This is a genomic window from Flavihumibacter rivuli (assembly GCF_018595685.2).
Taxonomy (GTDB): Bacteria; Bacteroidota; Bacteroidia; order Chitinophagales; family Chitinophagaceae; genus Flavihumibacter; species Flavihumibacter rivuli.
In genome coordinates this window covers 2,997,004-3,023,825 of the sequence record NZ_CP092334.1, presented here as the reverse complement: position 1 = coordinate 3,023,825, position 26,822 = coordinate 2,997,004, and the positions used below count along the sequence as shown (strand labels likewise).

Below are 26,822 nucleotides of genomic sequence, written 5' to 3'. Positions count from 1 at the left end.
GAATTCAGAATTTTTTTAAATATGGCAGTTAAAAAGTTTGTTGTAGGCTGTTTTGATGACGAAAAGGTTCTTTTTCCAGCTGTGAAAAAGGTTCGCAAGGCTGGTTACAAGATCCACGATGTCTATACACCATTCCCTATCCATGGCCTGGACCAGGCTATGGGATTGCGTGACACCAGTCTGCATACCGCAGGTTTCATTTATGGAATTACCGGTACCACTACAGCCCTGACCTTCATGAGCTGGGTGTTTACCAAGGATTGGCCCCTGAACATTGGTGGTAAGCCTCACTTCCCGCTGCCTGCGTTCATTCCCATCACCTTTGAATTGACCGTTCTTTTCTCAGCGGTGGGTATGGTACTGACCTTTTGTTACCTCTGCCAATTGGCTCCCTTTGTTAAGAAACATCATTTCCATTTAAGGGCAACCGATGACCTGTTTGTCATGGCCATCGAGTTGACCGGTAAGACCAATGAGGCTGATGTTAAGGCTTTCCTGGAAAATGCAGGTGCAAAGGAGATCAATGTACAGGAAGCCGAGACCGGCTGGTGGCTGGGACGCTACGATAAAGAGCAAGCCCTTTACCAAACCAAATAAGGAAATAAGTTTAGGAAAATCAGAAAGATCCATCGAGCAATGAATAAGATATCCATCATAGCTGTGTTAATCGGTGCTGCAAGCATTACCGCCTGCAGTGAAGTAAAGCGCGAGCCAGGTAAGGTCTATATGCCTGATATGGCCTATAGCCGTGCAGTAGAAACTTATAATGACAACCGCCAGCTCCAGGAGCAAGGTATCAATTACACTGCCAAGCCAGTTGCCGGTACTGTTAGTCGTGATGAAGAAGTGATCTACAAGATGCTGGCCGATACTACCGGTAGCTATGTAACTTCTTCCAGCCTGAAGAACCCGCTTCCGCTCCTGGATTCTGCGCAGACCGTAGAAGCAGAGCGTATTTACCTGATCAACTGTGGTATTTGCCACGGAGCAAAGCTTGATGGTAACGGACCGCTGTACAAAGGCGGTGATGGCCCATACCCTGCAAAGCCAGCTACCCTTGTTGGTGACCCGCTTTACGAAGCAATGAGTGAAGGAACCATGTTCCACTCTATCACTTATGGTAAGAACCTGATGGGAGCTTATGCCAGCCAGGTTACCCCTAAGCAGCGCTGGATGATCGTTCATTATATCAAAGCCAAGCAGCGTGAGGCCAAAGGCGGATCAGCTCCTGCACCAGCAGCAGCCGATTCAACTGCCACTGCTAAAAAATAATACAAGAGACAACCAATTTGACCAAACGATAAATTTTTGAGAATGTCTTTCAGAGAGCAATTTGAAATACCTGCGAAGTACAAGATGTGGTCGATGATCCTGATGGGGGTAGGATTGGTTTCCATCCTTGCCGGCTACTTCTTATATGGTGCCGGTGATGAACACCACCAGGCCCGTTTCTGGGGAACCATGCTGTTCAACAGCGTATTCTTCCTGTTGGTGGTCAACGCATCCATGTTCTTTATCTGTGCTACTACCCTGGCTATGGGTGGTTGGCAAATGGCCTTCCGCCGTGTGCCGGAAGCCATTTCAACCGCTGTAATTCCCCTGGGTATTATCGCCCTGGTAGTATTGCTGGCCCTCGTTCTTGGTCACCAGCACCATATCTACCATTGGCTTACTCCTGGTGATGACAAGATCCTCTTGGGTAAATCAGGTTTCCTGAACCCTACATTCTTTATAGTTTGGACTGTCCTGACCATCGGTTTGTGGATCATCCTGGGTGCTAAAATGCGTAGCCTGAGCCGTGAGCTGGATGAGAAGGGACCTTTGACAGTAGAAGAAGGCCGCAAATACATCTTCAAGAATACCATCTGGGGTTCTTTGTTCCTGGTATGGTTTGCCCTGACCGTTGCTTCTGTAACCCCCTGGTTGTGGCTGATGAGTATCGATGCGCACTGGTATTCTACCATGTATAGCTGGTACACCTTTGCTTCTTCCTTCGTGGCAGGTATGTCACTGGTTACCCTGTTTGTTATCTACCTGAAGAATAAGGGTTACCTGGAACTCGTTAACCAGGAGCACCTGCATGACCTTGGTAAGTTCATGTTCGCCTTCTCCGTATTCTGGACCTACCTGTGGTTCAGCCAGTACATGCTGATTTGGTATGCGAATATCCCTGAAGAAACCGTTTATTTCAAGCATCGCGTACAGGGTCCTTACCGTGGTATTTTCTTCCTGAACTTGATCGTTAACTTCCTGGCTCCATTATTGATCCTGATGAGGAGGAGCAGTAAGCGTAACTATACTTTGCTGGTATTCATGGCCGTACTGATCATCTTTGGTCACTGGGTAGATTTCTACCAAATGGTTATGGCCAGCGTAAGCAAGGAGCATGTTGAACTCAACCTCTTTGATTTCGGTGTGGCTGCTGGATTCATTGGAATCATTATGTGGTCAGCTGGCAATGCACTGAGCAAGCATTCGCTGATCGCCAAGAACCACCCCTTCTTCAAGGAGAGTGTTATTCACCATACTTAAAAGGGATAACCTTAAACAAAAGCTGAAAGAACGCGCATTCATTTAAAACTTTGTATAAACACGGTATAAGACATGTCAACTTTATTAATCATAGCGATCCTGTTGTTGGGTTTTATCGTGGTCTTCCAGATCGCCAAAGCCAGCGAGTATGTATCGGTGTTGAAAGGTGAAAAGAAAACTTTTGAGCAAAATAACCGCATCAATGGTTTTCTGCTGATCGCTTTCCTCGTGTTGGGACTGATCGGTGTTTATTTCTGTAATGAATTGTACAAGGGCAAGATCCTCGGGGAGGCTGCTTCTGACCATGGTGAGAAGATCGACACTATGTTGTACATCACCCTGGCCATAACAGGATTTGTATTCTTCGTTACCCAAATCATGTTGTTTGTTTTCGCTTTCAAATACCAGTATTCTGAAAAGCGTAAGGCATATTACTTCCCTCATGATAACAAACTGGAGATCATCTGGACTGTAGTTCCTGCCATTTCCCTGACCGTGTTGGTTGGCTTTGGCTTGTACTACTGGTTCAAGATTACCGGAGATGCTCCCCAGAATGCTACTGTGGTTGAGATCACTGGTAAGCAGTTTGGTTGGATCTATCGTTACCCAGGTAAGGATAACGTATTTGGTAAGAAGTACTATAAGAATATTGACGAAGGTAAATTGAACCAGCTGGGTCTTATCTGGGATGATAAAGCAGCCCATGATGATATCGTTACCAACGAGGCGCTCTATATGGTTGTTGGTAAGCCGGTGAAGCTGGTGATCAATAGCCGCGATGTAGTGCATGACGTAGGCCTGGTTCACTTCCGTATGAAGATGGATGCTGTTCCCGGAACACCTACCACTATGTGGTTCACTCCGAAGTACACTACCGCTGAGATGAAGGAGAAGACCGGTAACCCTGATTTTGAGTATGAGATCTCCTGCGACCAGATGTGTGGTAAGGGTCACTTCTCTATGAAGGGTATCGTGAAAGTTGTAAGCCCTGCGGAGTATGCGCTTTGGATGGCCAAGCAGAAAGCGAACTATGTAATGGTGTTCCCTGATAAGGATCCCATGGCCAAGCCTGCAGCAGACAGCACCCAAAAGGTGGCCACTACTGAGAAGGCTGAAAAAATGATCGCACAGAACTAAAGATTAATTGAGTTAAGGATAAAGGTTCCGTATTAATAAAAAATTTCACATGAGCACAGAAGCTTTGCACGGACATGCTGAGGTGATTACGACACATGAGGTTCATCATGATGAGCATCATGGACATCACCACCAAGAGACATTCATCACTAAGTATGTTTTCAGCCAGGACCACAAGATGATCGCCAAGCAGTTCCTGATCACAGGTATGATCTGGGCAATCATTGGTGGTTTGTTCTCGGTACTGTTCCGTTTGCAGTTGGGTTATCCTGACCAGACCTTCCCTATCCTGGAAGACTTGTTAGGTAAATGGGCGAAGGGCGGTAAGCTTCAGCCAGAATTCTATTATGCATTGGTGACCATGCACGGTACCGTGTTGGTATTCTTTGTACTGACTGCCGGTCTGAGTGGTACCTTCTCGAACTTCCTCATTCCGCTGCAGGTTGGTGCCCGTGATATGGCTTCGCCCTTCATGAACATGCTGAGCTATTGGTTCTTCTTCCTTGCCAGCGTGGTGATGGTATCTTCCCTGTTTGTACAAACTGGTCCTGCCAGTGGTGGTTGGACTTCTTATCCCCCGCTGAGTGCGTTGGGTGATGCTTCTGAAGGCTCCAAGATCGGTATGGACCTTTGGTTGATCTCCATGGCCCTTTTCGTTGTGAGTTCACTGTTGGGTGGTCTGAACTATATCTCCACCATCCTGAACATGCGTACGAAGGGTATGAGTATGACCAGGATGCCGCTGACCATCTGGGCGTTCTTCTTCACAGCTGTATTGGGCGTTCTTTCATTCCCCGTACTGTTCTCTGGTTTCATCCTGCTGTTGTTTGACCGTCATGCCGGAACCAGCTTCTACCTGTCTGATATTTTCGTGGCTTCAACCCAGAAGGCCCTGCCTAACGAAGGTGGTAGTGCCATCCTGTACCAGCACCTGTTCTGGTTCCTGGGTCACCCTGAAGTATATATCATCCTGCTGCCTGCGATGGGTATGGTATCAGAGATCATGTCTACCAACGCCCGTAAGCCGATCTTCGGTTATATGGCGATGTTGGGTTCATTGTTCGCGATCGCTGTACTGGCCTTCCTGGTATGGGCACACCACATGTTCGTAACCGGTCTGAATCCATTCCTTGGTTCATTCTTCGTGTTGCTGACCCTGTTGATCGCCGTACCTTCGGCTATCAAGGTCTTCAACTGGCTGACCACCCTTTGGAGGGGTAACCTTCGCTTTACGCCTGGTATGCTTTTCTCAATCGGTTTTGTGAGCCTCTTCATTTCCGGTGGTTTGACCGGTATCTTCCTGGGTAACTCAACCCTGGATATCCACCTGCACGATACTTATTTCGTAATCGCGCACTTCCACATTGTAATGGGTGTGGCTTCCTTCTTCGGTATGTTTGCCGGTGTGTACCACTGGTTCCCCAAGATGTATGGTCGCTACATGAACAATACCCTTGCCTATATCCACTTCTGGATAACATTGGTGGGTGCTTACCTGATCTTCTGGCCAATGCACTATGAAGGTCTGGCTGGTATGCCCCGTCGTTACCTGGATTTCAGTGGCTGGGCTTCTTTCAACCAGTTCGGTGGACTGAACAAATTCATCTCTATCGTAACCATGATCGTGTTTGCGGTTCAGTTGCTGTTCGTGTTCAACTTCATCTACTCTATTTTCAAGGGTAGGAGGGTAAGGACACAGAATCCATGGGGTTCTACCACCCTCGAGTGGACTACACCAATCCGTCCTGGTCACGGTAACTGGGATGGAGAGATCCCTGAAGTTCATCGCTGGCCTTATGACTATGGTAAGGATGGCCGTGAGTTCATCCCCCAAACAGAGCCGGTTGGCGCCAATGAAAGCGCACACTAATCAGGGGCGATACTGTAAAAAGTAAATGAACATAAAATGCCCTGATACCCGGGTAAATTCGGGAGATCGGGGCGTTTTTTTAGGATAACAGATTTTTGTTCAAAAATGCCGGTTTGGGGGAATGGAAACATTCATCATTCCGGCGAAAAAGGATCCATGCAGCAAAAAGATAAGCAATCATCCGCGGAGGGCAATGCGAAACCAGGCAGGGTGAGGGATTATATGCTGTTGGTGAAGTTCTCTTTGACAATATTGGTGGTTTTTTCGGCGGTGATCAGTTACCTGCTGGCGCCTAAGGTGGTGGAATACAGTTGGCCAATGATCGGTTGGTTGTTTCTTGGAGGTTTCCTCGTAACAGGAAGCGCCAATACCATCAACCAGGTGGTAGAAAAGGATACTGACGCCAAGATGAAGCGGACGGCTAAACGTCCGATAGCATCCGGAAGGATGTCGGTTACGGAAGGTTGGGCTTTTGCAGTGGTTACCGGATTATCCGGGGTGTTGATCCTGGGTGTTTTCTTTAACTGGTTAAGTGCCCTTCTTGCGGCTTTCAGCCTGTTCTTATATGCCTTCATTTATACGCCGCTGAAAAAGATCAATTCGATCTCGGTATTGGTAGGTGCGGTTCCTGGTGCGTTACCTTGTCTAATTGGGTACGCGGCAGGAAATGATGCCATTGACTGGGGTGGATGGGCCTTGTTCGCCATCCAGTTCTTTTGGCAATTCCCGCATTTCTGGGCGATAGCCTGGATCTCCCATAAGGACTATGAAACGGCAGGTTTTAAACTCTTGCCTTCGGTGACGGGGCCGACCAAATACTCAGCCATGCAGTCGATCATTTATTCGCTGCTGTTGATCCCGGTAGGTACATTCCCTTACTTCCTGGGAATGACCGGATGGGTAAGCCTGTTGATCGTATTGGTAGCCAACCTATACATGGTGTATCTATCGGTACGTTTGTACAGGGAAATGGAGGTTAAGGCGGCAAGGAGGGTGATGTTCGGGAGTTATCTCCATCTGGCAATCGTTTTCTTGGCCCTGTTGGCTGATAAAGTTTGATGGATTGCTACAGGTAATCCTGGCTCCAGAAGTCAGGATCGTAAAACTGAATCAATATGGATATGAGTGTAAGTGAACAGAGAAAAAGGATTCATCCCAGCAAGTTTACCTTGTGGGTGGGCATTGGCAGCATCATCATGATGTTTGCCGGCTTGACCAGTGCCTATATCGTTAAGCGGACACTCCCTAACTGGACCACTTTTGAGATGCCGGTATTGTTCTGGTATTCAACGGCGGTGATGTTGGTCAGCAGCCTGACCATGCAGATAGCCCTGAGGGCATTCAAGCAGCGGGAGAGGAATAAATACAAGCTCTTTCTGACCATAACTGCCGTATTGGGTGTAGGATTTGTGGTGATGCAGTTCCTTGGTTTCAAACAAATATGGAATACCGGGATCACTTTCTCCGGTGCCGGTGCCGGCCAGTTCCTGTACATCATTGCAGGGCTGCACGGTTTGCACGTATTGGGTGGGGTATTGGCCCTGTTGATCATGTTTGCCAAGGCCTTCAGCCCGGTAAACCGTAATTACAGTTCCGTACCGGTGGAGGTGATGAGTACTTACTGGCATTTTGTAGATGTACTCTGGATCTATTTATTCGTGTTTTTTATGTGGCTGCAATAGCCTGAATTTTTAACAATAACTGTACAGATTACCCTTTCTAGAATTAAATTTGCGAATCAACTTTAAACACTGAACATGGCACAAGCAGTTCCTGCAGAACAAAAATGGTGGAGTGGCGGTAAAAGCCCCTTCAACGTGGAGTATGGCAAGCTGATGATGTGGTATTTCCTGATGAGTGATGCGTTCACCTTTGGTGCGTTCCTGATCTCTTACGGCACCATCCGTTTCGCTTCCAATTCATGGCCTGACCCCAACCAAGTATTCCAGTCTTTCCCAGGTTTAGGTAACGGTCTTCCGCTCATGTTCGTGAGCTTGATGACCTTCATCCTGATCATCAGTTCGGTAACAATGGTTCTGGCAGTTCAAGCCGGCCATGCGATGGATAAGAAAGGTGTGGTTAAGAACCTTGTTTGGACCATCATCGGTGGTCTCGCCTTCCTGAGCTGCCAGGCATGGGAATGGACACACCTGCATCATGAAGGTGCCTGGTGGGGAAGCAATCCGTTCCTGAATGCTGATGGAACCAAGGCTTCTACCAACTTTACCAATTTCTTCTTTACCATTACCGGTTTCCATGGTTTCCACGTATTGAGTGGTGTGGTGATCAATATCATCATGCTGATCATGACCCTGAACGATGTATTCGAGCGCCGTGGTCACTACCTGATGATCGAGAAGGCTGGTTTGTACTGGCACTTCGTGGACCTGGTATGGGTATTCGTATTCACCGTATTCTATCTTGTTTAATCCAATTAAGACATTACCATGCATCAAGATAACAACACCGAAATCACCTTCCATCATGAATATGACAGGGAGGCTAGCAGGAAGGAAGTAATCAAGGTAACCGTCATTCTTTCTGTGATCACATTGATAGAATTGGCCCTTGGTTTCATGCTCTACCTGAATCATGGAAGCTGGGGTGGATTTATGGTTCATTTCGTAAAGGGAGTGATCCTGATCCTTATGATGGCCAAAGCCTTTTATATCGTGGCTTATTTCATGCACCTCAAGCATGAGCTGAAGAACATGATCATGACCATTGTGGTTCCTTTACTGCTCTTCGTTTGGTTCATCATTGCCTTCCTAGCTGACGGCAACTCTTACAGGAACCTTAAGAACACTTATGATCCCTACCACATGGAGCAAAGCCAGAAGAAGGTTGAGAAGCCTGCCCACGGTTCCGGCGAACATGAGGAGCATAAGGATGCCAAGAAAGAAGGTGCGATGGAATAATGAGGCATTAAGATCCTGCGATATTTATTTTTCAATATTGACAACCATCGTCATCAGACGATGGTTTTTTTCTAGGTACTAAATCGATCCGTCTTGAATAAGAAAGCATTATTGGGGCTCTGTTTGGCTGTGTTATTGCCACTGGTCAGTTACCTGCTGGTAAAGTCATATAGTGAAGAAGCGGTTGATATGCCCCGCCGCTATTATGTGGACACGGTGATCACCAAGGTGGTGGATGGTAAGGAGATGATCGATACCGTTTGGCATAAGGTGGCCGACTTTAACCTGGTTAACCAATTGGGTGATACGGTAAGCATGGCCGATGTGCCGGGTAAGGTGATCGTGGCAGATTTCTTTTTCACCAGCTGTCCATCCATCTGCCCAACGCTGACCCGCAACATGAAGAGGCTGCAGGATGCATTGAAGTTGAAGGACGAGACCAGGCGCATTGATACCACTTTCGTCCAGTTCCTTTCCTTTTCGGTTGACCCTCAGCGGGATTCTTCTGCAAGGATAAAATCCTATGCCGACCGTTATGGAGTGAACCATGACGTTTGGTGGATGTTAACTGGAGAGAAGAAAACCATTTACGACTGGGCCATCAATGAAGTGAAGCTGGCCGTTGTGGATGGGGAAGGAGTCGACTCCAATTTTATCCATACAGAGAAGTTCGTCCTGCTGGATAAGGACAGGGTGGTCCGTGGATATTACAATGGCCTCGACAGTATGGAAATGCGGAGGCTGGCTGAAGATATCGTGTTGATCATGTTGGAGAAGGACAAGAAAAAGAAGCGTAACCTATTCAGGAAGTAAAAGAAATAGCATGTTGCAAGCAGTTATCAAGAAGAATGACAAGCAGGCTCGTCTACTCATCGGTGTGGTGTCCTTTGTGGTTTTTGCAGCTGTAGTGGTTTTGTCAAGGGTGAAGCTGGAGGTTGACCTTGGATTTGATGTGCATCTTTTTGCAAAGATCAATGCCATCATCAATAGTTTCGTGAGTGTGCTGCTGGTTGCGGCATTGGTAGTGGTGAAGCAGGGCAAGTATGAATTGCACAAGCGACTGATGATGAGTGCCATGTTCCTGTCCCTGCTTTTCCTGGTTTCCTATATTGCCCACCACTTGTTTGCAGGGGATACAAAATTTTTGGGCGAAGGCATCATCAGGCCGATCTATTACTTCATTCTTATCACCCATATTTTCCTGGCAGCGATCATCCTGCCCTTCATCCTCTTTACAGCCTACAGGGGCCTTACAGCTGAGTGGCCTTTGCATCGCAGGATCGCCAAGATCACCTGGCCCATCTGGTTTTATGTGGCTGTAACAGGCGTAGTGGTGTACCTGATGATCAGTCCCTATTACGGCCAATAAGCGAGGGTATTGGGGCTGCATATGAAAACAGTTTGGTAACTTTCCGCCGCTTAAGCGACCCATATGAATATGCAGCAATCTCCCTTCAGGGCCATGCAGTCACTCTACAATAACCTGCTTTGGATCCAGGTTGGCTTTGGTATCGCATCCCTGGTGCTGGTACTGACTGGTCTGGTAAAACCACTGGCCAGTATCCAATTGGACAGGCTATTACAGGTGATAGCTGTGCTGGTATCCTTTGCTGCAGTGATCATAGGGATTCAGGTATTCCGCCGCCGGCTGGAGGCTGTATTGGCTGCCAATCCGGGACCTGTTGAAAAAGTGGCGCAGTACCGTTCGGCAGCTACTTTCCAATGGACCTTGCTCACTATTGCGGTGGTGGTGTCGATCATCGGGTATTTACTTACAGCTAACTGGTCCTTCCTGGCACTTGCCTTAACCTTACTGGTTGTATATGGCGGACTGAATCCTTTCAAGAGCAAGGTCCGCCTTCAATTGCGTTTGAGCGACAGCGATATGGCGCAGTTGGGTGGGTGAGCGTTTCTGAGGGAGGCCACGAAGACCCCCACAACAATGCTGTTGGGGCAGGCGAAGACACGAAGGAACACGAAGTGCCGTTGATCTTAGTGAAACTTAGCGCCTTAGTGTCTTAGTGGCAAAAAAATCATGTAATTATTACCAATTATCCAACTCCGTTGCGGGGTCCCAGAAATGTTTCTGGAAGTCGATGATCGTATCGTTCTTCACCTTTATCCCTTCTTTCGCCAATAATTCTTCCATCAGGGTAGGTGTAGCAAAATGCGCCCTGCCACTTAACTGGCCATTGCGGTTAACGACGCGGTGCGCGGGAATTTTTCGGGAAGAACTAAAGGAGCCGTTCAGTGCCCAGCCCACCATCCTTGCACTCAATCCTGAGCCCAGGCATTTGGCAATAGCGCCATAGGAAGTGACCCTTCCTTTCGGGATCTGTTCCACCACCTGGTACACCTGTTCAAAAAAGGAAGGCTCTTCCTTACCTGATGGCTGGATCTTCTTAATGGGGTTATTGGCCTTCGTGGTTGTTTTTCGACTGGGCATCGCGGTCGGCTTTTTGTTCCCGGAGCAGCGCCTGCCTTTCTTCCGGGACATTAATATAGTCAAAAGGGCAATGCCTGCAACCATTGCCGCAGCATACCCCCTTTTCGCGGTGGTATTTTTCTGTTAGTACAATAAAGCCGTCTTCGTTGTAATAAAAATCAAGGCCTTCAATCAGTTGCTTCTTCATGTTGTTTAACCAGTTCTTGCAGGATCTGGTCCTTATCCTGCAATGTTTGCGCCGGTAGGCGAAATGCTACATAATGAATACGGTTGCTGCCGGCAATATCCAATCCTTCGTAATGGGTTTTGATCTGTAGTTCAGGGCTTACCGATTTCTGGCCGTATACATCAGCAGATTGAGCAACAAGCTCAAGGCCATAAAGTTCGAGAACCATCAGGGTAAATTGGTATAATACAGGGGAGTCAGTCTTCAGGTTAATGATCCCACCCGGGCGGAGAAACTGTTGGTAGAGCCGCAGGAACTTGGGGTGGGTCAGTCTTTTTTTGGCCCTTGACTTACGCAATTGGGGATCGGGAAAGGTAAGCCAGATCTCTTCCACTTCGCCGGGTGCGAAATAGGTCGCGATCCGGTCAATCTGGGTGCGGAGGAAGGCCGCATTCCTGCGGTTGGCAGCAATACACTGTTTGGCCCCCACATAGAGCCTGTTGCCCTTCACGTCAACACCAATGAAATTCCGGTCAGGGTACATGGCAGAGAGCCCCACCGTGTATTCCCCTTTCCCACATGCCAATTCCAGGGTAATGGGGTGGTTATTGCCGAAATGCTCCTGCCATTTGCCGGGCATGCCTTCGGGATATTGTAAAACGTTGGGAAAGCCTTTAATGGCTTCGAAACGTACCAGTTTTTTTTGGCCCATGGCCGCAAAACTAGGGAATATCAGGTACCGAATGCCTAAAAATGAAAAGCCACTTGCAAAGCTGGGCTTGGGATGGCCATGGTAGTTGGAGGGTTGTACTGTTACTGATCTGTCAACTTCCGGTTAACTAATTTTAAATGGCTGTCGGCGAAGGCAATATGAACTATTTTGCTTGCCCAAACCAACAGGCAAATGAAACCATTACTAAAAGGGTTGCTCCTCCTCACTGGCTGGATCAGCGTCAACCAGCAGGCCAATGCCCAAAAGAAGATCGAGAACCTTATCCTGGTAACTACAGATGGATTAAGGTGGCAGGAAGTGTTCACCGGGATGGACAGTGCCCTGGCCAATGACAAGTCATTTAACCAGGGGGATAGTGCCGGCATTTACGCCAGGTATTGGGATGCCGATCCCCGCCAACGCAGGCAGAAGCTGATGCCTTTCTTTTGGTCGGTGATAGCGCAAAAGGGGCAATTATACGGTAACCGCCAGCTGGGGACGAAGGTGAATAATGCCAACCCGCACTGGTTTTCCTATCCCGGTTACAGCGAGTTGCTGACAGGGTATGGCGATGAGCAGATCAACAGCAATTCCTTCCCGCCCAACCCCCATACCACCTTGCTGGAATTCCTGAACCGGCAGCCGGCCTATAAGAACAAGGTGGCTGTATTCGGGGCCTGGGAGGCCTTTGACCGGATCGTTAATGAAAAGCGTTCAGGCATCCCCGTTATTAATGCCTTTGATACGGTGGCGGGACCCAAACTCAGTGCAGCGCAACAGACCATCAACCGGATGTTACTGGATTCCTATCGCCCCTTTGGTAATGGGGAATGCCTGGATGTATTCACCCATTATGCTGCTATGGAGCATATGAAATTGCAGGCGCCAAGGGTTTGTTTCATCGCCTATGGTGAAACAGACGAATGGGCGCATGAAGGCCATTACCGGGATTACCTCCATGCCGCCCACCAGGTGGATAAATGGATCGGTGACCTCTGGAACTGGGTGCAGTCAGACCCGCGTTACCGGAACAAGACCGCCATCCTGATCACGACCGACCATGGCCGTGGCGATGCCGTTAAGCAGGAATGGACCAGTCATGGCAGCAAGATCAAAGGAGCCAGTGAAACCTGGTTTGCCCTGTTGGCGCCCAACCTGAAAGCAAAGGGGGAGGTGACAAAAGATATGCAGGTATACCAGCAGCAGCTTGCGCAAACCATGGCCAGGTTGCTGGGATTAAAGTACGAGGCGAGTCATCCCATTGCTCCTTTGGTAGATGCCGTATGGGAATAAAAAATTAGCCGTGGAAATAGCAAGAGGGGAAGCTTTAGCATTGGCCTGGCGCTTCCCCTCTTTATTTCAAGACTTGATTTAGTAATTCTCGAGCATCATGGAACCGATCCTGTTGTTCCATTCACTACTGAAGCAGGTGGCAATGCCTATAATGGACCTCCCAGGAAAAGGACCTGGATTCATACCATTGCAAGAGGATGGAGGAATGGAGATGAATCAAAAAGGCCCTTCCAGATAGAAGGGCCTGCTACAACTGTAACACACACATGAGAAAAGCGATGTAGTTGATGCAGGCGGTATCACAATAGGCGGCTCATCGTTGCTTGCTGCATGAACATAAAAATCCCACCATAGGCGGGATTTTCGGTTGGTTAGCTGTAGGGGGAGGAGTCGAACCTCCACGGGGCAGTTAGCTATAGCACAAAGATTAGTGGTCAACCCTGGTCGGCCTTACCAATGGTAGAGTCGGCTCTATGCTACGTTTGTCCTGTGATCCCCACCCCCGAGACGAGAGGGCATGTCTGCCAAAAGTTTCATCACCCCACAGTGTAAAAGAATCTGCTTGTCAGGTATTGGTTGCCGCTGCTTGTTTTGAGCCACCCGGTTTCCACCAGGCTGTTCGGTTAACGGTAACCCTTCCGTGACTAAAAATGCTGCTGTAGGGGGAGGAGTCGAACCTCCACGGGGCGGTTAGCTGATCACAAAAACATTCGGCCTTACCAGAAGTACGGACGGATCTACGATCGGTTTATCCCGGCTTCCCCACCCCCGAGACGAGAGGGCATGTCTGCCAAAATTTCATCACCCCACAGTGTTTTAAGAACTTTGATAGTGCAAACATAAAGCAAAGGGGCGATTCGTTGCAAATATTTCAAGTTAATTTTAAAAACTATTGAAATTGTTCAATAATTATTATATTGCAATTGAAAACGTCAAAAAACAATACTGTTTATGGCCGGGAAATTGAATTTGGACAAACTTGATTACCAGATCATCCATGAAATGATGGATAATGCGGAAACCTCATACGCAGACCTGGGTAAAAAACTATTCGTATCAGGGGGTACCATCCATGTCCGCATCAAGAAATTGCAGGAAATGGGCATTGTGAAAGGTACAAAACTTAATGTTGACCTTAAATTGCTGGGCTATGATGTGATCGCCTTTATTGGTATCTACCTGGAGAAGAGCTCCCTATACGATACTGTAGCAAAGGAATTGATGAAGATCCCCGAGATCGTGCGCCTGAACTATACCACCGGTAACTATAGCATCTTTGCCGAGATCGTTTGTAAGGATATTGCCCAATTGCGCAATGTATTGCATGACCAATTGCAGAAGATCAAGGGTATTGAACGAACCGAGACCTTTATCTCCCTTGATGAAAGCCTGAACAGGAATGTATTGGTCCAGCCCTGATAGGACTGCCTGTTCACCTGCTACTATTATTCGCCGATGATTGTGGAATGGCCAGGCTGTCGATGGGTTGGAATGGGGAACAATTGTTGGGGTTGACAAGGGGAAAAATTATCTTTAGAACATTAATCGCATTTTTAACTTTACCGAATGAAACGCAAATTCCTGGGATATTTCCTGTTGGCTGCACTTGGCTTGATAACGATTCCATCCTGTTCAGGTGGAGGTGGGGGTGATCCTGAGCCCCCGGCTGAAGCGGACCTGGTAGTTGTCACAACACCTGTAATCAATGGGCAAACCGAGAGTCCGGCACCGGGACCCAATTTCCCATTGGCCGTATCCATTACGTCAACCATGCCGCCCCAGGGCGTAAAGATCGATGTCGTGGCCACACCCGATGGCAGTTCAACTGCTTTCTTTACCGAGTCGAAGACCACCAGCACCCCTGCGAATAATTTTACCATTACCAATACGCCCTCGGGACAGGTTTGTCGGGTAACCGTTACCGTTACATCCGTTTCCAAGCCTACCAATAAGAAGACCGGGTTTTACCTGTACTCCAGGAAATAAAGTAGATGATGGGTCATGAATGGATGAAGGGGTTTGTCCATTCGATGATGATAGAAAATAACAATCACTACATCCATTCATGACCGCACATCCAATGCATCCCTGATGCCATTCCCCAACAAATTAAAGGCAAGGACCAACAGCATAATGGCAAAGCCTGGCGCCAGTGCCAGCATAGGGTTTTGCGTGATGATGAAATTGTAATTGTCCTTGATCATCCCACCCCAACTGGGTTGCGGGGGTTGAACTCCCACGCCGAGGAAACTCAGTCCGGCTTCGATCACAATGGCGGATGCGAAATTGGCCGCTGCCACTACCAATATTGGTCCCATGATATTGGGCAGGATATGCCTGAGCAGGATGCGCCAATCGCTGTAACCCAACACCCTTGCGGCATCCACATATTCCAGGTTGCGGATGGAAAGGAGTTGTCCCCTTACGATGCGTGCCACATTTACCCACATGGTGAGACCTACGGCAACGAACACCTGCCAATAGCCCTTGCCCAGTACCAGTGTAATGGCAAAGACCAGCAGCAGGGTAGGTATGCTCCAGACCACGTTGATGAACCACATGATCCAGTCGTCATACTTCCCTCCATAATACCCTGCGGTAGCACCCAACAGTATCCCAATGGTGAGGGAAAGCAATACCGCAATGGCGCCCACCCCAAGACTTACCCTAACGCCCACCAATAAGCGACTGAGCATATCCCGTCCATACTTGTCGGTACCCAGGTAAAAGGTTTGGGTGGTGAAATAAGATTCAACAGGCATTTGGAGGGAACTTAGAGGCATCCTTACCGGTTCGGTCAGGCCCTCATCAATGTATTTGTCCAGGATGAGCAGATTGTCCTTAACGCTATAACCCTGGATGGGAATATAGCGGAACGCGTCTTCCTTCCCATTCAGTAAAGTTTTCAACCAGCCTGCGGGGGTGGGTTGGGGAGATTTTGGCTCGAGGAAGAATTGTTGTTGGTAGCCGGGCTTCCTGCCGCCGATCTCCACGATCATGCGGTTGGCATCCGGACTTCCATCCGGTGCCAGCAGGTAGGCAAAAACGGCAATGAACAGGGCGATGGCAATGACCAGCATGCCAAAGACAGCCCCTTTGTTACGAAGGAGCTTTCGGCCAATACCTATTGTTGTGGTTTCACCCATTGGCTAAAAATACTGATTCCTTCCTTGCCTGCTAGGAGACCTTTCTTCCTTTCCATTCATAACTGCCCCATTGGCCAAAACTTCCCGCCAATACCGTGTACAATACATGAAAGGGTTGCATGAGGGGAAACCATAACATTAGCCTTTCCATGCTGAAGAATCCGGCAACGGTTATCATAAAGGGCAATTCGGCGAGTGTCTTTACGAGCAGCAGGCCAATGGCCATTACCAGGGCATTGGTGGAGAAGAAGGCGGTGATGATCACGCTGAGCAGGCCGATGTTGAGCAGGTACACCAGTATGAGGACCAGCAGCACATTACGGTCATCATAATGCCTGGCCTTGCTGGCCCAGCGGATGCGCTGTCGGAGAAAGGAACGCAGGTCGGGTTGAACCGGTGTGGAGACGATCGCGCCTGGTGATTTCAGGAAGCGGACCTTTCCAGGATAGGCTTTGGCGATCTTGTACATGAGCAACATGTCATCGCCGGAGGCAATATGGTTGATCCCTTCAAAGCCATTTACCTTTTGGAAGGCTTCCCTGGTATAGGCCAGGTTTGCGCCATTGCACATGGCATGGACACCCTTGAATACAGAAGCCCCGGTGATGCCTTGGAGGCTGATGAAATCAAGTTGCTGGAAAATACCGAGGAAACTATTGTTACCGGTCAGGCGCACCGGTGCAGCAATGAACTGTGCACCTGATAGTTCGTGTAATTGGGCTATTTCCCGCAGCCACCCTCGACTTGCGGTGCAATCAGCATCAGTGGTAACAATTAATTTGCCGCCGGACATGGTTATGCCGGTAGCAATGGCCAGTTTTTTATAGGCGTTGACCTGCTGGCCCTGCAGTACCTCAGCCAGGCGGATGCAGCGGATGCCCTTACCGGCGTAGGATTCCACGATGGCAACGGTGTCATCTGTGGAATGGTCATCGATCACGATGATCTCCCGAAGGGAGGCAGGATAATCCTGTTCCAAGAGTGATTCAATACAGCTCCTGATGTTGGCGCTTTCATTCCTGGCAGGCACCAAAACGGTGATGGAGGTAACCGGCTGGTTGGCAATATTGTTGTTCGCGTTATTGGACAGTGATTTCCAGGCTTTGTGGTAATAGGCGATCAGGAAGGCATAGGCCACCAGTAACACTAACAGTATGGCATAAACGTAGATCATGGTTGTTCAAGGGATTGGAATGATGCTGCAATAATAGTGCAAAAGTTGGGCCTGAGCAGGCGGTGTCCGGCTTCCAGTACGAGCAGGTTCGCATTCTTGCCAATGCCTTGCATGAAACGTTTACCCGGACCTGTAACAATGATCCTGTCGTGCTTTCCAAAAACCAGCAACAAGGGGATCTGTTGCAGGTTGAGTTTCTCCCTTATTGCATTAAGGTCTGGTTTGAACCGGCGCATCAGGGTCCAGCGTTCATAGAGTTGCTTTCTTGCTAAAGGGTCATCAAGGTAATGGTGCGCGAATTTATAGATGCTCTGGTTCAGCAATCCTGCTTTGCGGGCAAGGGTCATGCCATTGAAGAACCATTGCGGATGGTGCATGGTGAATTTAAAAAATCGGTTACCCATCGACGTTTGGGTGGCCAGCCAGTACCATTTGTTCACTTTCAGTCCATCCGGCGCGATCAACAATAAGCCTTCCAGTTTCTGGCTGAAATGTTCCGCATAGGCCAGTGCCAGCCTGCCGCCCATGCTGTAACCTGCGAGTACGAATTTCCCGCTGGCAAATCCACCTGCTTCCAACAAGGTGGTGATGAGGGAATCCAGGTCCCCCGGGTGGAATTGGCCTTCCAGCCATTGGGTATGTCCGTGCAGGGGAAGGTCGGGGCAGATCAGGGTATGGGACTCCCGGAAGGCAGCACCCAGGTCTTCAAAGCTTTTCCCGTTCTCCCCGTAACCATGGAGGCAGACCATCGGTACAGGACCGGACCCGAAGCGGTGGTAATGGATGGTATGTTGGTGGAGGCTGACGGTCATTGGAAAGGTTGAAGATAGATAATCAAATGGTTAGGCGTCAATAGGCAACAATGAACTGCCCTGGCGCTTTAAAATGCAATAGCCGGCTTGTGAAAATAATATTTGCGAATTTTCAACCCATTTAATATATTTGAATAGTTGTTTAACTAACTATATGCCAAACAACCAATTTAAGAGAGGGGAATTATACAGTTTTATTACCGGTAAGGCATCGACGGCCATAGCCCGCAGGCTGCAGAAGAAATTCAATTCAGCCGGGCTCAACCTGACGATTGAGCAATGGAGTGTTTTGTACCATTTATGGAAGCAGGATGGCATCAGCCAGCAGGAATTGTGCAATGCCACATTCCGCGACAAGCCGAGCATCACGAGGCTGGTGGACAACCTGGAGCGACTCAAGTTGGTGAAGCGGGTTTCTTCCAAGGAAGACCGGCGCATGAACCTGATCTACCTGACCAGCGAGGCCAGGAAGATGCAGGACGAATCGATGGACCTGGCAGAGGATACGCTGAATGAAGCATTGAAAGGTGTGCCCGAAGACCAGGTGGAGATCTGTAAGGCAGTGTTGCAGATCGTTTATGATAACCTTAAGTAGGACTATTCATTCATCATTGAAACCATATAAAAAAAACGCCATGAGCAGCGCAGCGCAACAACAGGGAATTGCCCTCAAAGGAGGGGAGTGGTTGATCAAGGAAAGCTCACCTTTTGAGACCTTTATCCCGGAAGACTACAACGAAGAGCAACAAATGGTGAAGGACATGTGTGCCACCTTCCTCGACACCGAAGTGCTTCCCATTATTGAACGTATCGACAAACTTGAACCCGGCCTGATGCCATCTTTGGTGGAGAAAGCCGGTGAGCAGGGATTGCTGGGAACATCCATCCCCGAAGAGTTCGGTGGTCTCGGAAAGGACTTCATCACTTCCACCCTGGTGAACGAAGCGCTGGGTGGCGGATTCTCTTTTTCTGTTGCCATTGCCGCCCATACGGGTATTGGTACCCTGCCTATCCTGTATTTCGGAACGCCTGAACAGAAAGCAAAATACATTCCCAAGCTGGCCTCGGGTGAGTGGAAAGGTGCCTATGGCCTGACCGAGCCGAACAGTGGAAGTGATGCGTTGGGTGCGAAGACCACGGCCAAGCTCAGTGAGGATGGCAAACATTACATCCTTAACGGACAGAAATGCTGGATCACCAATGGTGGTTTTGCAGATGTATATACCGTATTCGCCAAGGTAGATGGTGACAAGTTCACCGGCTTCATTGTAGAGCGCGGCATGGAAGGATTTACCCAGGGTTCGGAAGAACATAAGATGGGTATCAAGGGTTCTTCAACAGTCCAGCTCTATTTCCAGGACTGTAAGGTTCCGGTGGAGAATGTTTTGGGTGAGATCGGCAAGGGCCATGTCATTGCCTTCAATATCCTGAACATCGGTCGACTGAAACTTTGTGCTGCGGCATTGGGTGGATCCAAGCGTTCCCTGAACACTGCCATCGTGTATGCCAATACCCGTGAGCAGTTCAAGCAGCCCATCAGTAATTTCGGCGCGATCAAGAACAAACTGGCGGAAATGGCCATCCAGGTGTGGGTATGCGAAAGTGCCCTCTACCGTGCGGCTAAGTGGATCGATAACAAGGAAATTGAATTGCTGAACAGCGGCAAGCCCTTTAATGAAGCCCTGTTGGGTGCAGCGGAAGAATATGCCATCGAGTGCGCCATGCTGAAAGTATATGGTAGTGAGATGCTGGATTTTGTAGTGGATGAAGGGGTGCAGATCCATGGTGGTAACGGTTTCAGCGACGAGTACGTGATCTCCAAGGCCTATCGCGACAGCCGTATCAACAGGATCTACGAGGGAACCAACGAGATCAATCGTTTGTTAACGGTTGACATGGTGTTGAAGCGTGCCATGAAGGGCAAGCTTGACCTGATGGGTCCTGCCATGAATGTGATGAAGGAATTGATGAGCATCCCGGATTTTGGCAGCGGCGATGACCAGCCATTCGATAAGGAGAGAAAGGCCATTAATAATTTCAAGAAGGCCATCCTGATGACTGCAGGTGGTGCGGTGCAGAAGTTGATGATGAAGATCGAGAGTGAGCAGGAGATCCTGATGAATATTGCTGATATGGCCATCGAGACCTATAATGCGGAAAGTGCGTTGCTGCGCGCCATGAAGCTGGTTGACCAGAAGGGTGAGGCTGCCTGCCAGTTCGAACTGGATGTGGTGCGCAGCTACCTCTATGATGCGGCCGATAAGATCAATAAGTATGGTAAGGATGCCATCAACGCTTTTGCTGAAGGGGATGAGCAGCGCATGATGTTGCTGGGCCTGAAGCGCTTCACCAAGGTTGACCCGTTCAACAGTAAGGAAGCCAGGCGCAGGATCGCTGCCCGCCTGATCAGTGAAAACAAATATCCACTGTAGTTTTTAGTTACATTGTCTGACAAACCCGGCGTTTATACGCCGGGTTTTTTGTTGTTCGCCAATCATTTTGTAACTTCTGAGCCCAATTTTAAAACAACCAAATGGAAACCCAAACACGTCGGGAGTTCATTTCCGAAACCGGTAAGGCAACAATGGCTGGATTAGGAGCATTCTCAGCCGCCACCTGGGACAAAAAGATCCACAACATGTTCATTCACCACGTTTATTTCTGGCTAAAGCGTCCGGGCAATGCGGATGATAAGAAAGCCTTGGTAGAAGGCCTGAGGAAGTTATCAGCTGTTTCCACCATTCGCACTTTCCAGATCGGCGAGCCCGCTAAAACAAGGAGGGAAGTTATCGACAGCAGTTATGATATCTCCTGGCTGGTGCTGTTTGATAATGCCGCAGACCAGGACAGTTACCAGGTAGACCCCATCCACCTCAAATTCGTAGAGGAGTGCAAGCTCCTCTGGGAAAAGGTGGTGGTCTATGATACCGTGGAAGTGAAGCCTTAAGGCTCAGGGTTCCTATCCATCCAACAGCGATGCAGCCGCCTGGTCCACCATCCAGATGGTTTCCCCATGCGCCGCATTGATCACTTGCGAGGGATAGATGGTTGGATTGGGTTCACCCTGTAATACCTGCTTCAATGCCGGTGCCTTTGCCGTACCTGTAGTCAGGAAAAGGATGCAGGAAGCATTGTTGGCAATGGTCCTCGTCAGGGTTATCCTGAACATATCCTGTTGCTTCAGGAAGAAGGCGGTACACCATTTTTCAGTTTCATAGATCACTTCTGTTCCCGGGAAAAGGGAAAGGGTGTGTCCATCGTCACCCATGCCTAATATGACCAGGTCGAAGCTATGCTGCTTCCCGTCAAAATAGTGGTGCAAGATCTTCTCATAGGCTTCTGCACTCTCACGGGGATCAATATCCGAACGCATGATATGGATTTGCTCCTTCGGTACGGGAACATGATCGAGCAAAGTGTCGAAGGCCATCTTAGCGTTGTTGCGCTCATCTTCGAAAGGAACATAGCGTTCATCCCCCCAGAAAATATGCAGTTTGTTCCAGTCGATCTGCTCTTTGTAAGGAGAAGCAGCCAATATCTGGTGCAGTCTTTTCGGCGTACTGCCGCCTGAAAGGGCCAGCGTAAAACGGTCCTGCTGTTTCAAAACATCGGTAATGCGGTCAGCGATGAATTTTGCCGCAGCCTGGGCTACCGCTTCTGCATCTGCATATTTGTGGAGGATCGAAGCCATCTTGGTGTTCTTTCTAAATGTTTGTAAGCGTTTGTTCCGACGATACCATCACCATTATTCCTGGTGAGGGGCCGGAAGGGTCACCCAGTTCCTGCCATCGCGGGCAATAAGGGCTTCCGCATCTTCAGGACCCCAGCTGCCCGGACCATAGTTCGGGAAGTCAACCGGTTCACGGTTCTCCCATGCGTCAAGGATAGGCATGATCACTTTCCATGCGGCTTCCACCTGGTCTTCACGCATGAACAAAGTGGCATTGCCTTCCATTACATCGAGCAGGAGGGTTTCATAAGCTTCCGGTTCATGTTCTTCGTAGGCATCATTATAACTGAAGATCATGTCAACAGGGCTCAGGGTGAGGTCCTGGCCGGGACGCTTGCTCTGGAACCGCAGCCTGATATCCATGTCTGGAGCGATGCTGATGGTCAGGCGGTTGGCCCTCCATGTTTCAGCGGCTTCGGGCGGGAAAGCATAGCTGGGTGCAGCTTTGAACTGCACCGTAATGATGGTTTCCTTCTCATGCATCCTTTTGCCGGTGCGCACATAGAAGGGCACATCCTGCCAGCGCCAGTTGTCGATATAGAACTTGACCGCCGCGAATGTATCCACCGGTGAATCGGGTGCTACATTCTTTTCTTCCCTATAGCCGTTCACTTCCGTCCCTTTCATCCAGCCATGGCTGTATTGTCCGCGTACGGCGTATTGGTGAACCTCTTCTTTGGAGATCTTGCGGATGGCGTGCAGCACATCAACCTTTTTGTTACGGATCTCATCGGCATCAAAACTCACAGGCGCTTCCATGGCCACCATGCAAAGCAACTGGAGGATATGGTTCTGCACCATATCGCGCAGGGCTCCTGACTTCTCATAGAAATCGCCCCTTCCTTCCACGCCAACGGTCTCGGCAGCGGTGATCTGGATATGGTCGATATAGTTCCTGTTCCAGATGGGCTCGAAGAGGGCATTGGCAAAGCGAAGGGCGAGGATATTCTGGACCGTTTCTTTTCCAAGGTAGTGGTCGATGCGGTAGATCTGTTTCTCATCGAACATGCTGGCGAGCAGCTTGTTCAGTTCGTTGGCGCTTTCGAGATCATGGCCAAAAGGCTTTTCCACCACCACGCGGGTGCACTTGGTGTCGTGGCAGATATTCAGGGGACCCAGCTTGCTGACGATGCCGGGAACCAGCTGCGGAGCCACGGCCAGGTAGAAGATCACATTGGGGTGTTCGCCATAGGCCGCTTCTTTTTCCTTCACGATCTCGGCGATCTTCTGGTATTCTTCTTCTTTCTCAGCATCCATCTGCAGGTAGGCAACGCGCTGTGCGAAAGCTTCCCAGCCACCGGCCTCGTCGGCCTTGCGGCGACTAAACTGCTGGATACCATTGAAGAGATGGGTGCGATAGCTGTCCTGGTCGTATGGCCTGCGGCCGATCCCTACGATATCGAATTTCTCCGGCATCCAGTTATCCATATAGAGATTGTAAAGTGCTGGAGCCAGTTTCCTATGGTTAAGGTCGCCACTTCCCCCGAAGATGAAGATGAGGGAAGAAGGTGGACGTTTATGATGTTGAGACATTACCGGTTGTGCGTTTGGTGTTTGATGTTGATTGCAAAATTAGCCCCATTGGGTATGAAACTTACCCTCCCTGTCCGTTCTTTCGTAGGTATGGGCACCGAAATAATCGCGCTGTGCCTGCAGGAGGTTGAGCGGCAACCTTCCGGTGGTGTAGGCATCGTAGTAGGTGAGGGCGTTCATCAGGCATCCAGCGGGATAGCCATTCAGGGCAGCCTGCGCCACTACGTTGCGAAGCCCGTCGATATTGGCTTTCACGAGACAGGAAAGCTTTTCATCGAGCAGGAGGTTGGGGATCTGGGGGTTGCGTTGGTAGGCTTCATAGAAGGTCTCCAGCAAGGTGGAGCGGATGATGCATCCCCCGCGCCATACCTTAACGGCATTCTGTATGGGGATATCCATTTCCAGGTCCTTAGAGGCAGTATGCAGCATGGCCAGGCCTTGCACATAGCTCATGATGATACCGGCAAAGAGAGCCTGACGGGTATGCTGGATGAGGGAATCCTTGTCGGCAATGGTTTTGGCATGGCTGGACTTGAGGGCATCGGCTTCCATTCGTTGTGATTTAAGGGCCGAGAGATTGCGCATGGTCACGGCCATGTCGATGGTCGGGATGGCAACGCCCATATCCATGGCGATCTGGGAGGTCCATTTACCCGTTCCTTTGGCACCGGCCTTGTCCAGGATCATGTCTACCAGGTGCGCATCGGTGAGTTCATCTTTCTGCCTGAAGATATCGGCAGTGATCTCCACCAGGTAAGAGCGCAGTTCAGCATTGTTCCAATCCGTGAAGAGCAGGTGCAGTTCTTCGTTGGTAAGACCGGCACCGCGATGGAGGATATCATAGGCTTCGCAGATCATCTGCATGATCGCATATTCGATGCCGTTATGGACCATCTTTACAAAGTGTCCGGCAGCGCCCTTGCCCATGTAATCCACACAGGCTTCTTCATTCACTTTAGCGGCGATGGATTGGAGCACAGGCTTGAGGTGATCCCAGGCAGTGAGGTCGCCACCCGGCATCATGCTCGGACCGCGGCGGGCGCCTTCTTCCCCGCCAGAAACACCGATACCGATGAAATGCAGGCCCTTGGGCTGCAGGTATTGGTAGCGGCGGAGGGTGTCGGTATAATAGGTATTGCCCCCATCGATAATGATATCACCAGGTTCTACCAGGGGCAGCAATTTTTCGATCACATCGTCTACAGGTTTGCCGGCGGGCACCAGCATCATGATGCGGCGTGGGGTGCTGAGGCTTTTCACCATTTCTTCCAGGCTGTTCACGCCTTTTACCACGGTGCCGGGGGAGGCAGTCTTTTCCAGATCGGCAGTCTTTTGCGGATCCATATCGAAACCGATGGCCTTGAAACCATGGTCGGCAACATTCAGCAACAGGTTGCGGCCCATTACGCCGAGTCCAACCATGCCAAAGTCAAAAAGTTGATTATCCATTTCGATTGCTTGGGTAGGCCGCAAAGGTAGTGACTATTGCGTTGTGGCGGGAGTGGAAAACACTAGCGTTCGTTAGTTGGATTCGGTCAATTGCATATTATTAACGGTCCTTCTTCAAATAATGGGTTGAATTCTGGCTGGCCCGGACTTACTTTGCAGATATTTTAATATATGTCGGCAAGCAAGAAGGCAGCGTTAGGTTTTATTTTCATCACATTAGTGGTAGACGTGATAGGTTGGGGGATCATCATTCCGGTTGTACCCAAGCTGATCTCCGAGTTGATCCATGGGACCAACAGTGATGCTTCGCGCTACAGTGGCTGGTTGGGTTTTGCCTATGCCATCATGCAGTTCGTATGTGCCCCTATCCTGGGTAACCTGAGCGACCGCTATGGCAGGCGTCCCATTTTGCTGCTTTCGCTTTTGGGCTTCGGCATTGACTACCTCTTCGTTGCCTATGCCCCTACCATTGCCTGGTTATTTGTGGGCAGGATGATCGCGGGATTGTTTGGCGCCAGCATCACCACCGCTTCTGCCTATATTGCCGATATCAGCACCCCTGAGAACCGTGCCCAGAATTTCGGGATGATCGGTGCGGCCTTTGGACTGGGTTTCATCATAGGTCCCGTGATTGGGGGATTATTGGGGCAGTATGGGGTAAGGGTACCCTTCCTTTTCGCAGCCGGCCTCTGTTTCCTGAATGCCCTGTATGGTTACTTTATTCTTCCTGAATCGCTTCCGGTGGAGAACCGCAGGAAGTTTGAGTGGAAGCGGGCAAATCCTATGGGCTCCCTTGTTCAATTGAAGAAGTATCCCGCGGTTTCGGAGCTGGTCATTTCATTGGCATTGGTGTATATCGCGGCCCATGCGGTGCAAAGCACCTGGACCTACTATAATATTGAGAAGTTCGGTTGGAATGAGAAGTTGATCGGTTATTCGCTTGGCTTCATTGGACTGATGGTGGCGTTAGTACAGGGCGGCCTGATCAGGGTCGCCATCCCCAGGTTGGGCAATGAACGCAGTGTGTACCTGGGATTGCTGCTCTATAGCATTGGCTTTCTCTTGTATGGATTGGCCACCGAAACCTGGATGATGTTTGCCTTTACGATCGTGTATTGCCTGGGAGGAATTGCGGGACCTGCCATCCAGGGGATCATTTCTTCCAGCGTGCCACCGAATGAGCAGGGGGAATTACAGGGAGCGCTGACCAGCCTGATGAGCGCCACCTCGATCGTCGGTCCACCAGTCATGACCAACCTTTTCTCCTATTTCACCGGGACAGCGGCTCCATTCAAGTTTGCAGGCGCCCCGTTTGTGATGGCGGCGATCCTGGTTTTGATCAGTTCTTGGCTGGCTTACAGGAGTTTACACACCAATCCGAGGTTCCATCCCAAAGCTTAATGTGCATTTAACAATAAACAATTGGTAGGGGAGGGGAATACCCCTACCTTTGCGCCGTTATTTGAGTTGAAGGTCCTGGCTTTGGATCGAGTTATTCTGCTACGCATTTTCTGCTATCTGGTAATCTCCCGCCCGTATCGAGTCGCTCAGTATTTTTTATTTTTTATCAAGTGTTATGAACATTTACGTTTCCAATTTGAGCTTCAATGTTGAAGACGAAGACCTGCGTGGTTTTTTTGAAGAGTATGGCGAAGTAACTTCCGCCCGTGTAATCATGGACAAATTCACCAACAAGAGCCGTGGTTTCGGTTTTGTTGAGATGTCTGATGATGCTGCTGCCCAGAAGGCAATCGCTGAACTGGATGGTGGTATGGTAGAAGGCCGTGCTATCCGCGTATCTGTTGCCAAGCCTCGCGAAGAGCGCAGCAGCAGCAACAGCAATGGTGGTGGTCGTCGTTCTTTCAGCAACAGCAACAACCGCTGGTAAGCTCATTGAACTGATT

Annotated in this window: 29 protein-coding genes; 20 read left to right on the top strand and 9 right to left on the bottom strand. The window is 49.5% G+C overall.

Annotation, left to right across the window (positions count from 1 at the left end; all coding sequences use genetic code 11):
• Window positions 1–21: 21 nt before the first annotated feature.
• From KJS94_RS12865 to KJS94_RS12810, 12 genes are all read left to right on the top strand, one after another.
• On the top strand, window positions 22–597 hold the full coding sequence (locus KJS94_RS12865) for a DUF3341 domain-containing protein (protein WP_214447889.1): 576 nt from the start codon (window positions 22–24) through the stop codon (window positions 595–597).
• A gap of 39 nt (window positions 598–636) precedes the next feature.
• Window positions 637–1,272 carry a c-type cytochrome gene (locus KJS94_RS12860; RefSeq protein WP_214447888.1) on the top strand — a complete coding sequence of 212 codons (636 nt, stop codon included), beginning with the start codon at window positions 637–639 and terminating at the stop codon, window positions 1,270–1,272.
• 42 nt (window positions 1,273–1,314) lie between these two features.
• The gene (locus KJS94_RS12855) at window positions 1,315–2,532 is read left to right on the top strand and encodes a quinol:cytochrome C oxidoreductase (protein WP_214447887.1); all 1,218 of its coding nucleotides are present in this window, start codon (window positions 1,315–1,317) and stop codon (window positions 2,530–2,532) included.
• A gap of 72 nt (window positions 2,533–2,604) precedes the next feature.
• Complete coding sequence (locus KJS94_RS12850; protein ID WP_214447886.1) at window positions 2,605–3,669, top strand: cytochrome c oxidase subunit II; 1,065 nt, start codon at window positions 2,605–2,607, stop codon at window positions 3,667–3,669.
• A 49-nt stretch (window positions 3,670–3,718) separates the two neighbouring features.
• Window positions 3,719–5,539, top strand: a complete 1,821-nt coding sequence (locus KJS94_RS12845; RefSeq protein ID WP_214447885.1) for a cytochrome c oxidase subunit I — start codon at window positions 3,719–3,721, stop codon at window positions 5,537–5,539.
• A gap of 156 nt (window positions 5,540–5,695) precedes the next feature.
• Complete coding sequence (gene cyoE, locus KJS94_RS12840; RefSeq protein ID WP_214447884.1) at window positions 5,696–6,598, top strand: heme o synthase; 903 nt, start codon at window positions 5,696–5,698, stop codon at window positions 6,596–6,598.
• Window positions 6,599–6,654: 56 nt separating this feature from the next.
• Window positions 6,655–7,221 carry a cytochrome c oxidase subunit 3 gene (locus KJS94_RS12835; protein ID WP_214447883.1) on the top strand — a complete coding sequence of 189 codons (567 nt, stop codon included), beginning with the start codon at window positions 6,655–6,657 and terminating at the stop codon, window positions 7,219–7,221.
• A gap of 75 nt (window positions 7,222–7,296) precedes the next feature.
• Window positions 7,297–7,968 (top strand): cytochrome c oxidase subunit 3, encoded by a 672-nt coding sequence (locus KJS94_RS12830; protein WP_214447882.1) that lies wholly within the window; start codon window positions 7,297–7,299, stop codon window positions 7,966–7,968.
• Between the two features lie 18 nt (window positions 7,969–7,986).
• The gene (locus tag KJS94_RS12825; protein WP_214447881.1) at window positions 7,987–8,457 is read left to right on the top strand and encodes a cytochrome C oxidase subunit IV family protein; all 471 of its coding nucleotides are present in this window, start codon (window positions 7,987–7,989) and stop codon (window positions 8,455–8,457) included.
• 93 nt (window positions 8,458–8,550) lie between these two features.
• Window positions 8,551–9,270: an SCO family protein gene (locus tag KJS94_RS12820; protein ID WP_214447880.1), complete on the top strand. Its 720-nt coding sequence runs from the start codon at window positions 8,551–8,553 to the stop codon at window positions 9,268–9,270.
• Window positions 9,271–9,280: 10 nt separating this feature from the next.
• Entirely contained in the window at window positions 9,281–9,826 is a 546-nt protein-coding gene (locus tag KJS94_RS12815; protein WP_214447879.1) for a DUF420 domain-containing protein, read from the top strand.
• A gap of 63 nt (window positions 9,827–9,889) precedes the next feature.
• Window positions 9,890–10,363: a hypothetical protein gene (locus KJS94_RS12810; protein WP_214447878.1), complete on the top strand. Its 474-nt coding sequence runs from the start codon at window positions 9,890–9,892 to the stop codon at window positions 10,361–10,363.
• A gap of 138 nt (window positions 10,364–10,501) precedes the next feature.
• On the opposite strand, the gene KJS94_RS12805 is transcribed toward KJS94_RS12810, so the two are convergent.
• Genes KJS94_RS12805 through trmB form a run of 3 tightly spaced genes read right to left on the bottom strand, consistent with a single transcriptional unit; the run spans window position 10,502 to window position 11,781 of the window.
• Window positions 10,502–10,903 carry an MGMT family protein gene (locus KJS94_RS12805; protein WP_214447877.1) on the bottom strand — a complete coding sequence of 134 codons (402 nt, stop codon included), beginning with the start codon at window positions 10,901–10,903 and terminating at the stop codon, window positions 10,502–10,504.
• Window positions 10,869–11,090, bottom strand: a complete 222-nt coding sequence (locus KJS94_RS12800) for a C1orf53 family protein (protein ID WP_214447876.1) — start codon at window positions 11,088–11,090, stop codon at window positions 10,869–10,871. Before KJS94_RS12800 ends, KJS94_RS12805 begins: the two co-directional genes overlap by 35 nt.
• The gene (trmB, locus tag KJS94_RS12795; protein WP_214447875.1) at window positions 11,071–11,781 is read right to left on the bottom strand and encodes a tRNA (guanosine(46)-N7)-methyltransferase TrmB; all 711 of its coding nucleotides are present in this window, start codon (window positions 11,779–11,781) and stop codon (window positions 11,071–11,073) included. The genes KJS94_RS12800 and trmB overlap by 20 nt, the downstream gene beginning before the upstream one ends.
• Window positions 11,782–11,973: 192 nt before the next feature.
• On the opposite strand from trmB, the gene KJS94_RS12790 reads away from it, so the two are divergent.
• From KJS94_RS12790 to KJS94_RS12780, 3 genes are all read left to right on the top strand, one after another.
• Window positions 11,974–13,074, top strand: coding sequence for an alkaline phosphatase family protein (locus KJS94_RS12790; RefSeq protein WP_214447874.1), 1,101 nt, complete (start codon window positions 11,974–11,976; stop codon window positions 13,072–13,074).
• A gap of 951 nt (window positions 13,075–14,025) precedes the next feature.
• A complete protein-coding gene (locus KJS94_RS12785; protein WP_214447873.1) occupies window positions 14,026–14,493 on the top strand; it encodes an Lrp/AsnC ligand binding domain-containing protein in 468 nt (155 codons plus the stop codon).
• A 147-nt stretch (window positions 14,494–14,640) separates the two neighbouring features.
• Window positions 14,641–15,060, top strand: coding sequence for a hypothetical protein (locus KJS94_RS12780; protein WP_214447872.1), 420 nt, complete (start codon window positions 14,641–14,643; stop codon window positions 15,058–15,060).
• Window positions 15,061–15,137: 77 nt separating this feature from the next.
• On the opposite strand, the gene KJS94_RS12775 is transcribed toward KJS94_RS12780, so the two are convergent.
• Genes KJS94_RS12775 through KJS94_RS12765 form a run of 3 tightly spaced genes read right to left on the bottom strand, consistent with a single transcriptional unit; the run spans window position 15,138 to window position 18,206 of the window.
• Complete coding sequence (locus KJS94_RS12775) at window positions 15,138–16,220, bottom strand: ABC transporter permease (RefSeq protein WP_214447871.1); 1,083 nt, start codon at window positions 16,218–16,220, stop codon at window positions 15,138–15,140.
• A gap of 31 nt (window positions 16,221–16,251) precedes the next feature.
• Window positions 16,252–17,394 (bottom strand): glycosyltransferase, encoded by a 1,143-nt coding sequence (locus KJS94_RS12770; protein WP_214447870.1) that lies wholly within the window; start codon window positions 17,392–17,394, stop codon window positions 16,252–16,254.
• The gene (locus KJS94_RS12765; protein WP_214447869.1) at window positions 17,391–18,206 is read right to left on the bottom strand and encodes an alpha/beta fold hydrolase; all 816 of its coding nucleotides are present in this window, start codon (window positions 18,204–18,206) and stop codon (window positions 17,391–17,393) included. Before KJS94_RS12765 ends, KJS94_RS12770 begins: the two co-directional genes overlap by 4 nt.
• Window positions 18,207–18,360: 154 nt before the next feature.
• On the opposite strand from KJS94_RS12765, the gene KJS94_RS12760 reads away from it, so the two are divergent.
• The 3 genes from KJS94_RS12760 to KJS94_RS12750 all read left to right on the top strand — a co-directional run bounded on the left by KJS94_RS12760 (window position 18,361) and on the right by KJS94_RS12750 (window position 21,153).
• Window positions 18,361–18,801, top strand: coding sequence for a MarR family winged helix-turn-helix transcriptional regulator (locus KJS94_RS12760; RefSeq protein ID WP_214447868.1), 441 nt, complete (start codon window positions 18,361–18,363; stop codon window positions 18,799–18,801).
• A gap of 40 nt (window positions 18,802–18,841) precedes the next feature.
• Window positions 18,842–20,638, top strand: a complete 1,797-nt coding sequence (locus KJS94_RS12755) for an acyl-CoA dehydrogenase FadE (RefSeq protein ID WP_214447867.1) — start codon at window positions 18,842–18,844, stop codon at window positions 20,636–20,638.
• A 101-nt stretch (window positions 20,639–20,739) separates the two neighbouring features.
• Complete coding sequence (locus tag KJS94_RS12750; RefSeq protein ID WP_214447866.1) at window positions 20,740–21,153, top strand: Dabb family protein; 414 nt, start codon at window positions 20,740–20,742, stop codon at window positions 21,151–21,153.
• A 12-nt stretch (window positions 21,154–21,165) separates the two neighbouring features.
• Here the strand turns inward: KJS94_RS12750 and pgl are convergent, their stop codons facing one another.
• The 3 genes from pgl to gnd are packed head-to-tail and all read right to left on the bottom strand — an operon-like array spanning window position 21,166 to window position 24,918.
• Window positions 21,166–21,897 (bottom strand): 6-phosphogluconolactonase, encoded by a 732-nt coding sequence (gene pgl / locus KJS94_RS12745; RefSeq protein WP_239804159.1) that lies wholly within the window; start codon window positions 21,895–21,897, stop codon window positions 21,166–21,168.
• Window positions 21,898–21,951: 54 nt separating this feature from the next.
• A complete protein-coding gene (zwf, locus tag KJS94_RS12740) occupies window positions 21,952–23,469 on the bottom strand; it encodes a glucose-6-phosphate dehydrogenase (RefSeq protein WP_214447865.1) in 1,518 nt (505 codons plus the stop codon).
• A gap of 39 nt (window positions 23,470–23,508) precedes the next feature.
• The gene (gnd, locus tag KJS94_RS12735) at window positions 23,509–24,918 is read right to left on the bottom strand and encodes an NADP-dependent phosphogluconate dehydrogenase (protein ID WP_214447864.1); all 1,410 of its coding nucleotides are present in this window, start codon (window positions 24,916–24,918) and stop codon (window positions 23,509–23,511) included.
• Between the two features lie 171 nt (window positions 24,919–25,089).
• Here gnd and KJS94_RS12730 point away from each other — a divergent pair, with 171 nt between their 5' ends.
• Together KJS94_RS12730 and rbp are read left to right on the top strand one after the other, a co-directional pair.
• Window positions 25,090–26,319: a TCR/Tet family MFS transporter gene (locus KJS94_RS12730; RefSeq protein ID WP_214447863.1), complete on the top strand. Its 1,230-nt coding sequence runs from the start codon at window positions 25,090–25,092 to the stop codon at window positions 26,317–26,319.
• 175 nt (window positions 26,320–26,494) lie between these two features.
• The gene (rbp, locus tag KJS94_RS12725) at window positions 26,495–26,806 is read left to right on the top strand and encodes an RNA-binding regulator (RefSeq protein WP_214447862.1); all 312 of its coding nucleotides are present in this window, start codon (window positions 26,495–26,497) and stop codon (window positions 26,804–26,806) included.
• Window positions 26,807–26,822: the final 16 nt, after the last annotated feature.

Coding starts and splice junctions, on each gene's coding strand:
- KJS94_RS12865 (WP_214447889.1), top strand. CDS start 22: ATGGCAGTTAAAAAGTTTGTTGTAGGCTGTTTTGATGACGAAAAGGTT.
- KJS94_RS12860 (WP_214447888.1), top strand. CDS start 637: ATGAATAAGATATCCATCATAGCTGTGTTAATCGGTGCTGCAAGCATT.
- KJS94_RS12855 (WP_214447887.1), top strand. CDS start 1,315: ATGTCTTTCAGAGAGCAATTTGAAATACCTGCGAAGTACAAGATGTGG.
- KJS94_RS12850 (WP_214447886.1), top strand. CDS start 2,605: ATGTCAACTTTATTAATCATAGCGATCCTGTTGTTGGGTTTTATCGTG.
- KJS94_RS12845 (WP_214447885.1), top strand. CDS start 3,719: ATGAGCACAGAAGCTTTGCACGGACATGCTGAGGTGATTACGACACAT.
- cyoE (WP_214447884.1), top strand. CDS start 5,696: ATGCAGCAAAAAGATAAGCAATCATCCGCGGAGGGCAATGCGAAACCA.
- KJS94_RS12835 (WP_214447883.1), top strand. CDS start 6,655: ATGGATATGAGTGTAAGTGAACAGAGAAAAAGGATTCATCCCAGCAAG.
- KJS94_RS12830 (WP_214447882.1), top strand. CDS start 7,297: ATGGCACAAGCAGTTCCTGCAGAACAAAAATGGTGGAGTGGCGGTAAA.
- KJS94_RS12825 (WP_214447881.1), top strand. CDS start 7,987: ATGCATCAAGATAACAACACCGAAATCACCTTCCATCATGAATATGAC.
- KJS94_RS12815 (WP_214447879.1), top strand. CDS start 9,281: ATGTTGCAAGCAGTTATCAAGAAGAATGACAAGCAGGCTCGTCTACTC.
- KJS94_RS12810 (WP_214447878.1), top strand. CDS start 9,890: ATGAATATGCAGCAATCTCCCTTCAGGGCCATGCAGTCACTCTACAAT.
- KJS94_RS12805 (WP_214447877.1), bottom strand. CDS start 10,903: ATGCCCAGTCGAAAAACAACCACGAAGGCCAATAACCCCATTAAGAAG.
- KJS94_RS12800 (WP_214447876.1), bottom strand. CDS start 11,090: ATGAAGAAGCAACTGATTGAAGGCCTTGATTTTTATTACAACGAAGAC.
- trmB (WP_214447875.1), bottom strand. CDS start 11,781: ATGGGCCAAAAAAAACTGGTACGTTTCGAAGCCATTAAAGGCTTTCCC.
- KJS94_RS12790 (WP_214447874.1), top strand. CDS start 11,974: ATGAAACCATTACTAAAAGGGTTGCTCCTCCTCACTGGCTGGATCAGC.
- KJS94_RS12785 (WP_214447873.1), top strand. CDS start 14,026: ATGGCCGGGAAATTGAATTTGGACAAACTTGATTACCAGATCATCCAT.
- KJS94_RS12780 (WP_214447872.1), top strand. CDS start 14,641: ATGAAACGCAAATTCCTGGGATATTTCCTGTTGGCTGCACTTGGCTTG.
- KJS94_RS12775 (WP_214447871.1), bottom strand. CDS start 16,220: ATGGGTGAAACCACAACAATAGGTATTGGCCGAAAGCTCCTTCGTAAC.
- KJS94_RS12770 (WP_214447870.1), bottom strand. CDS start 17,394: ATGATCTACGTTTATGCCATACTGTTAGTGTTACTGGTGGCCTATGCC.
- KJS94_RS12765 (WP_214447869.1), bottom strand. CDS start 18,206: ATGACCGTCAGCCTCCACCAACATACCATCCATTACCACCGCTTCGGG.
- KJS94_RS12760 (WP_214447868.1), top strand. CDS start 18,361: ATGCCAAACAACCAATTTAAGAGAGGGGAATTATACAGTTTTATTACC.
- KJS94_RS12755 (WP_214447867.1), top strand. CDS start 18,842: ATGAGCAGCGCAGCGCAACAACAGGGAATTGCCCTCAAAGGAGGGGAG.
- KJS94_RS12750 (WP_214447866.1), top strand. CDS start 20,740: ATGGAAACCCAAACACGTCGGGAGTTCATTTCCGAAACCGGTAAGGCA.
- pgl (WP_239804159.1), bottom strand. CDS start 21,897: ATGGCTTCGATCCTCCACAAATATGCAGATGCAGAAGCGGTAGCCCAG.
- zwf (WP_214447865.1), bottom strand. CDS start 23,469: ATGTCTCAACATCATAAACGTCCACCTTCTTCCCTCATCTTCATCTTC.
- gnd (WP_214447864.1), bottom strand. CDS start 24,918: ATGGATAATCAACTTTTTGACTTTGGCATGGTTGGACTCGGCGTAATG.
- KJS94_RS12730 (WP_214447863.1), top strand. CDS start 25,090: ATGTCGGCAAGCAAGAAGGCAGCGTTAGGTTTTATTTTCATCACATTA.
- rbp (WP_214447862.1), top strand. CDS start 26,495: ATGAACATTTACGTTTCCAATTTGAGCTTCAATGTTGAAGACGAAGAC.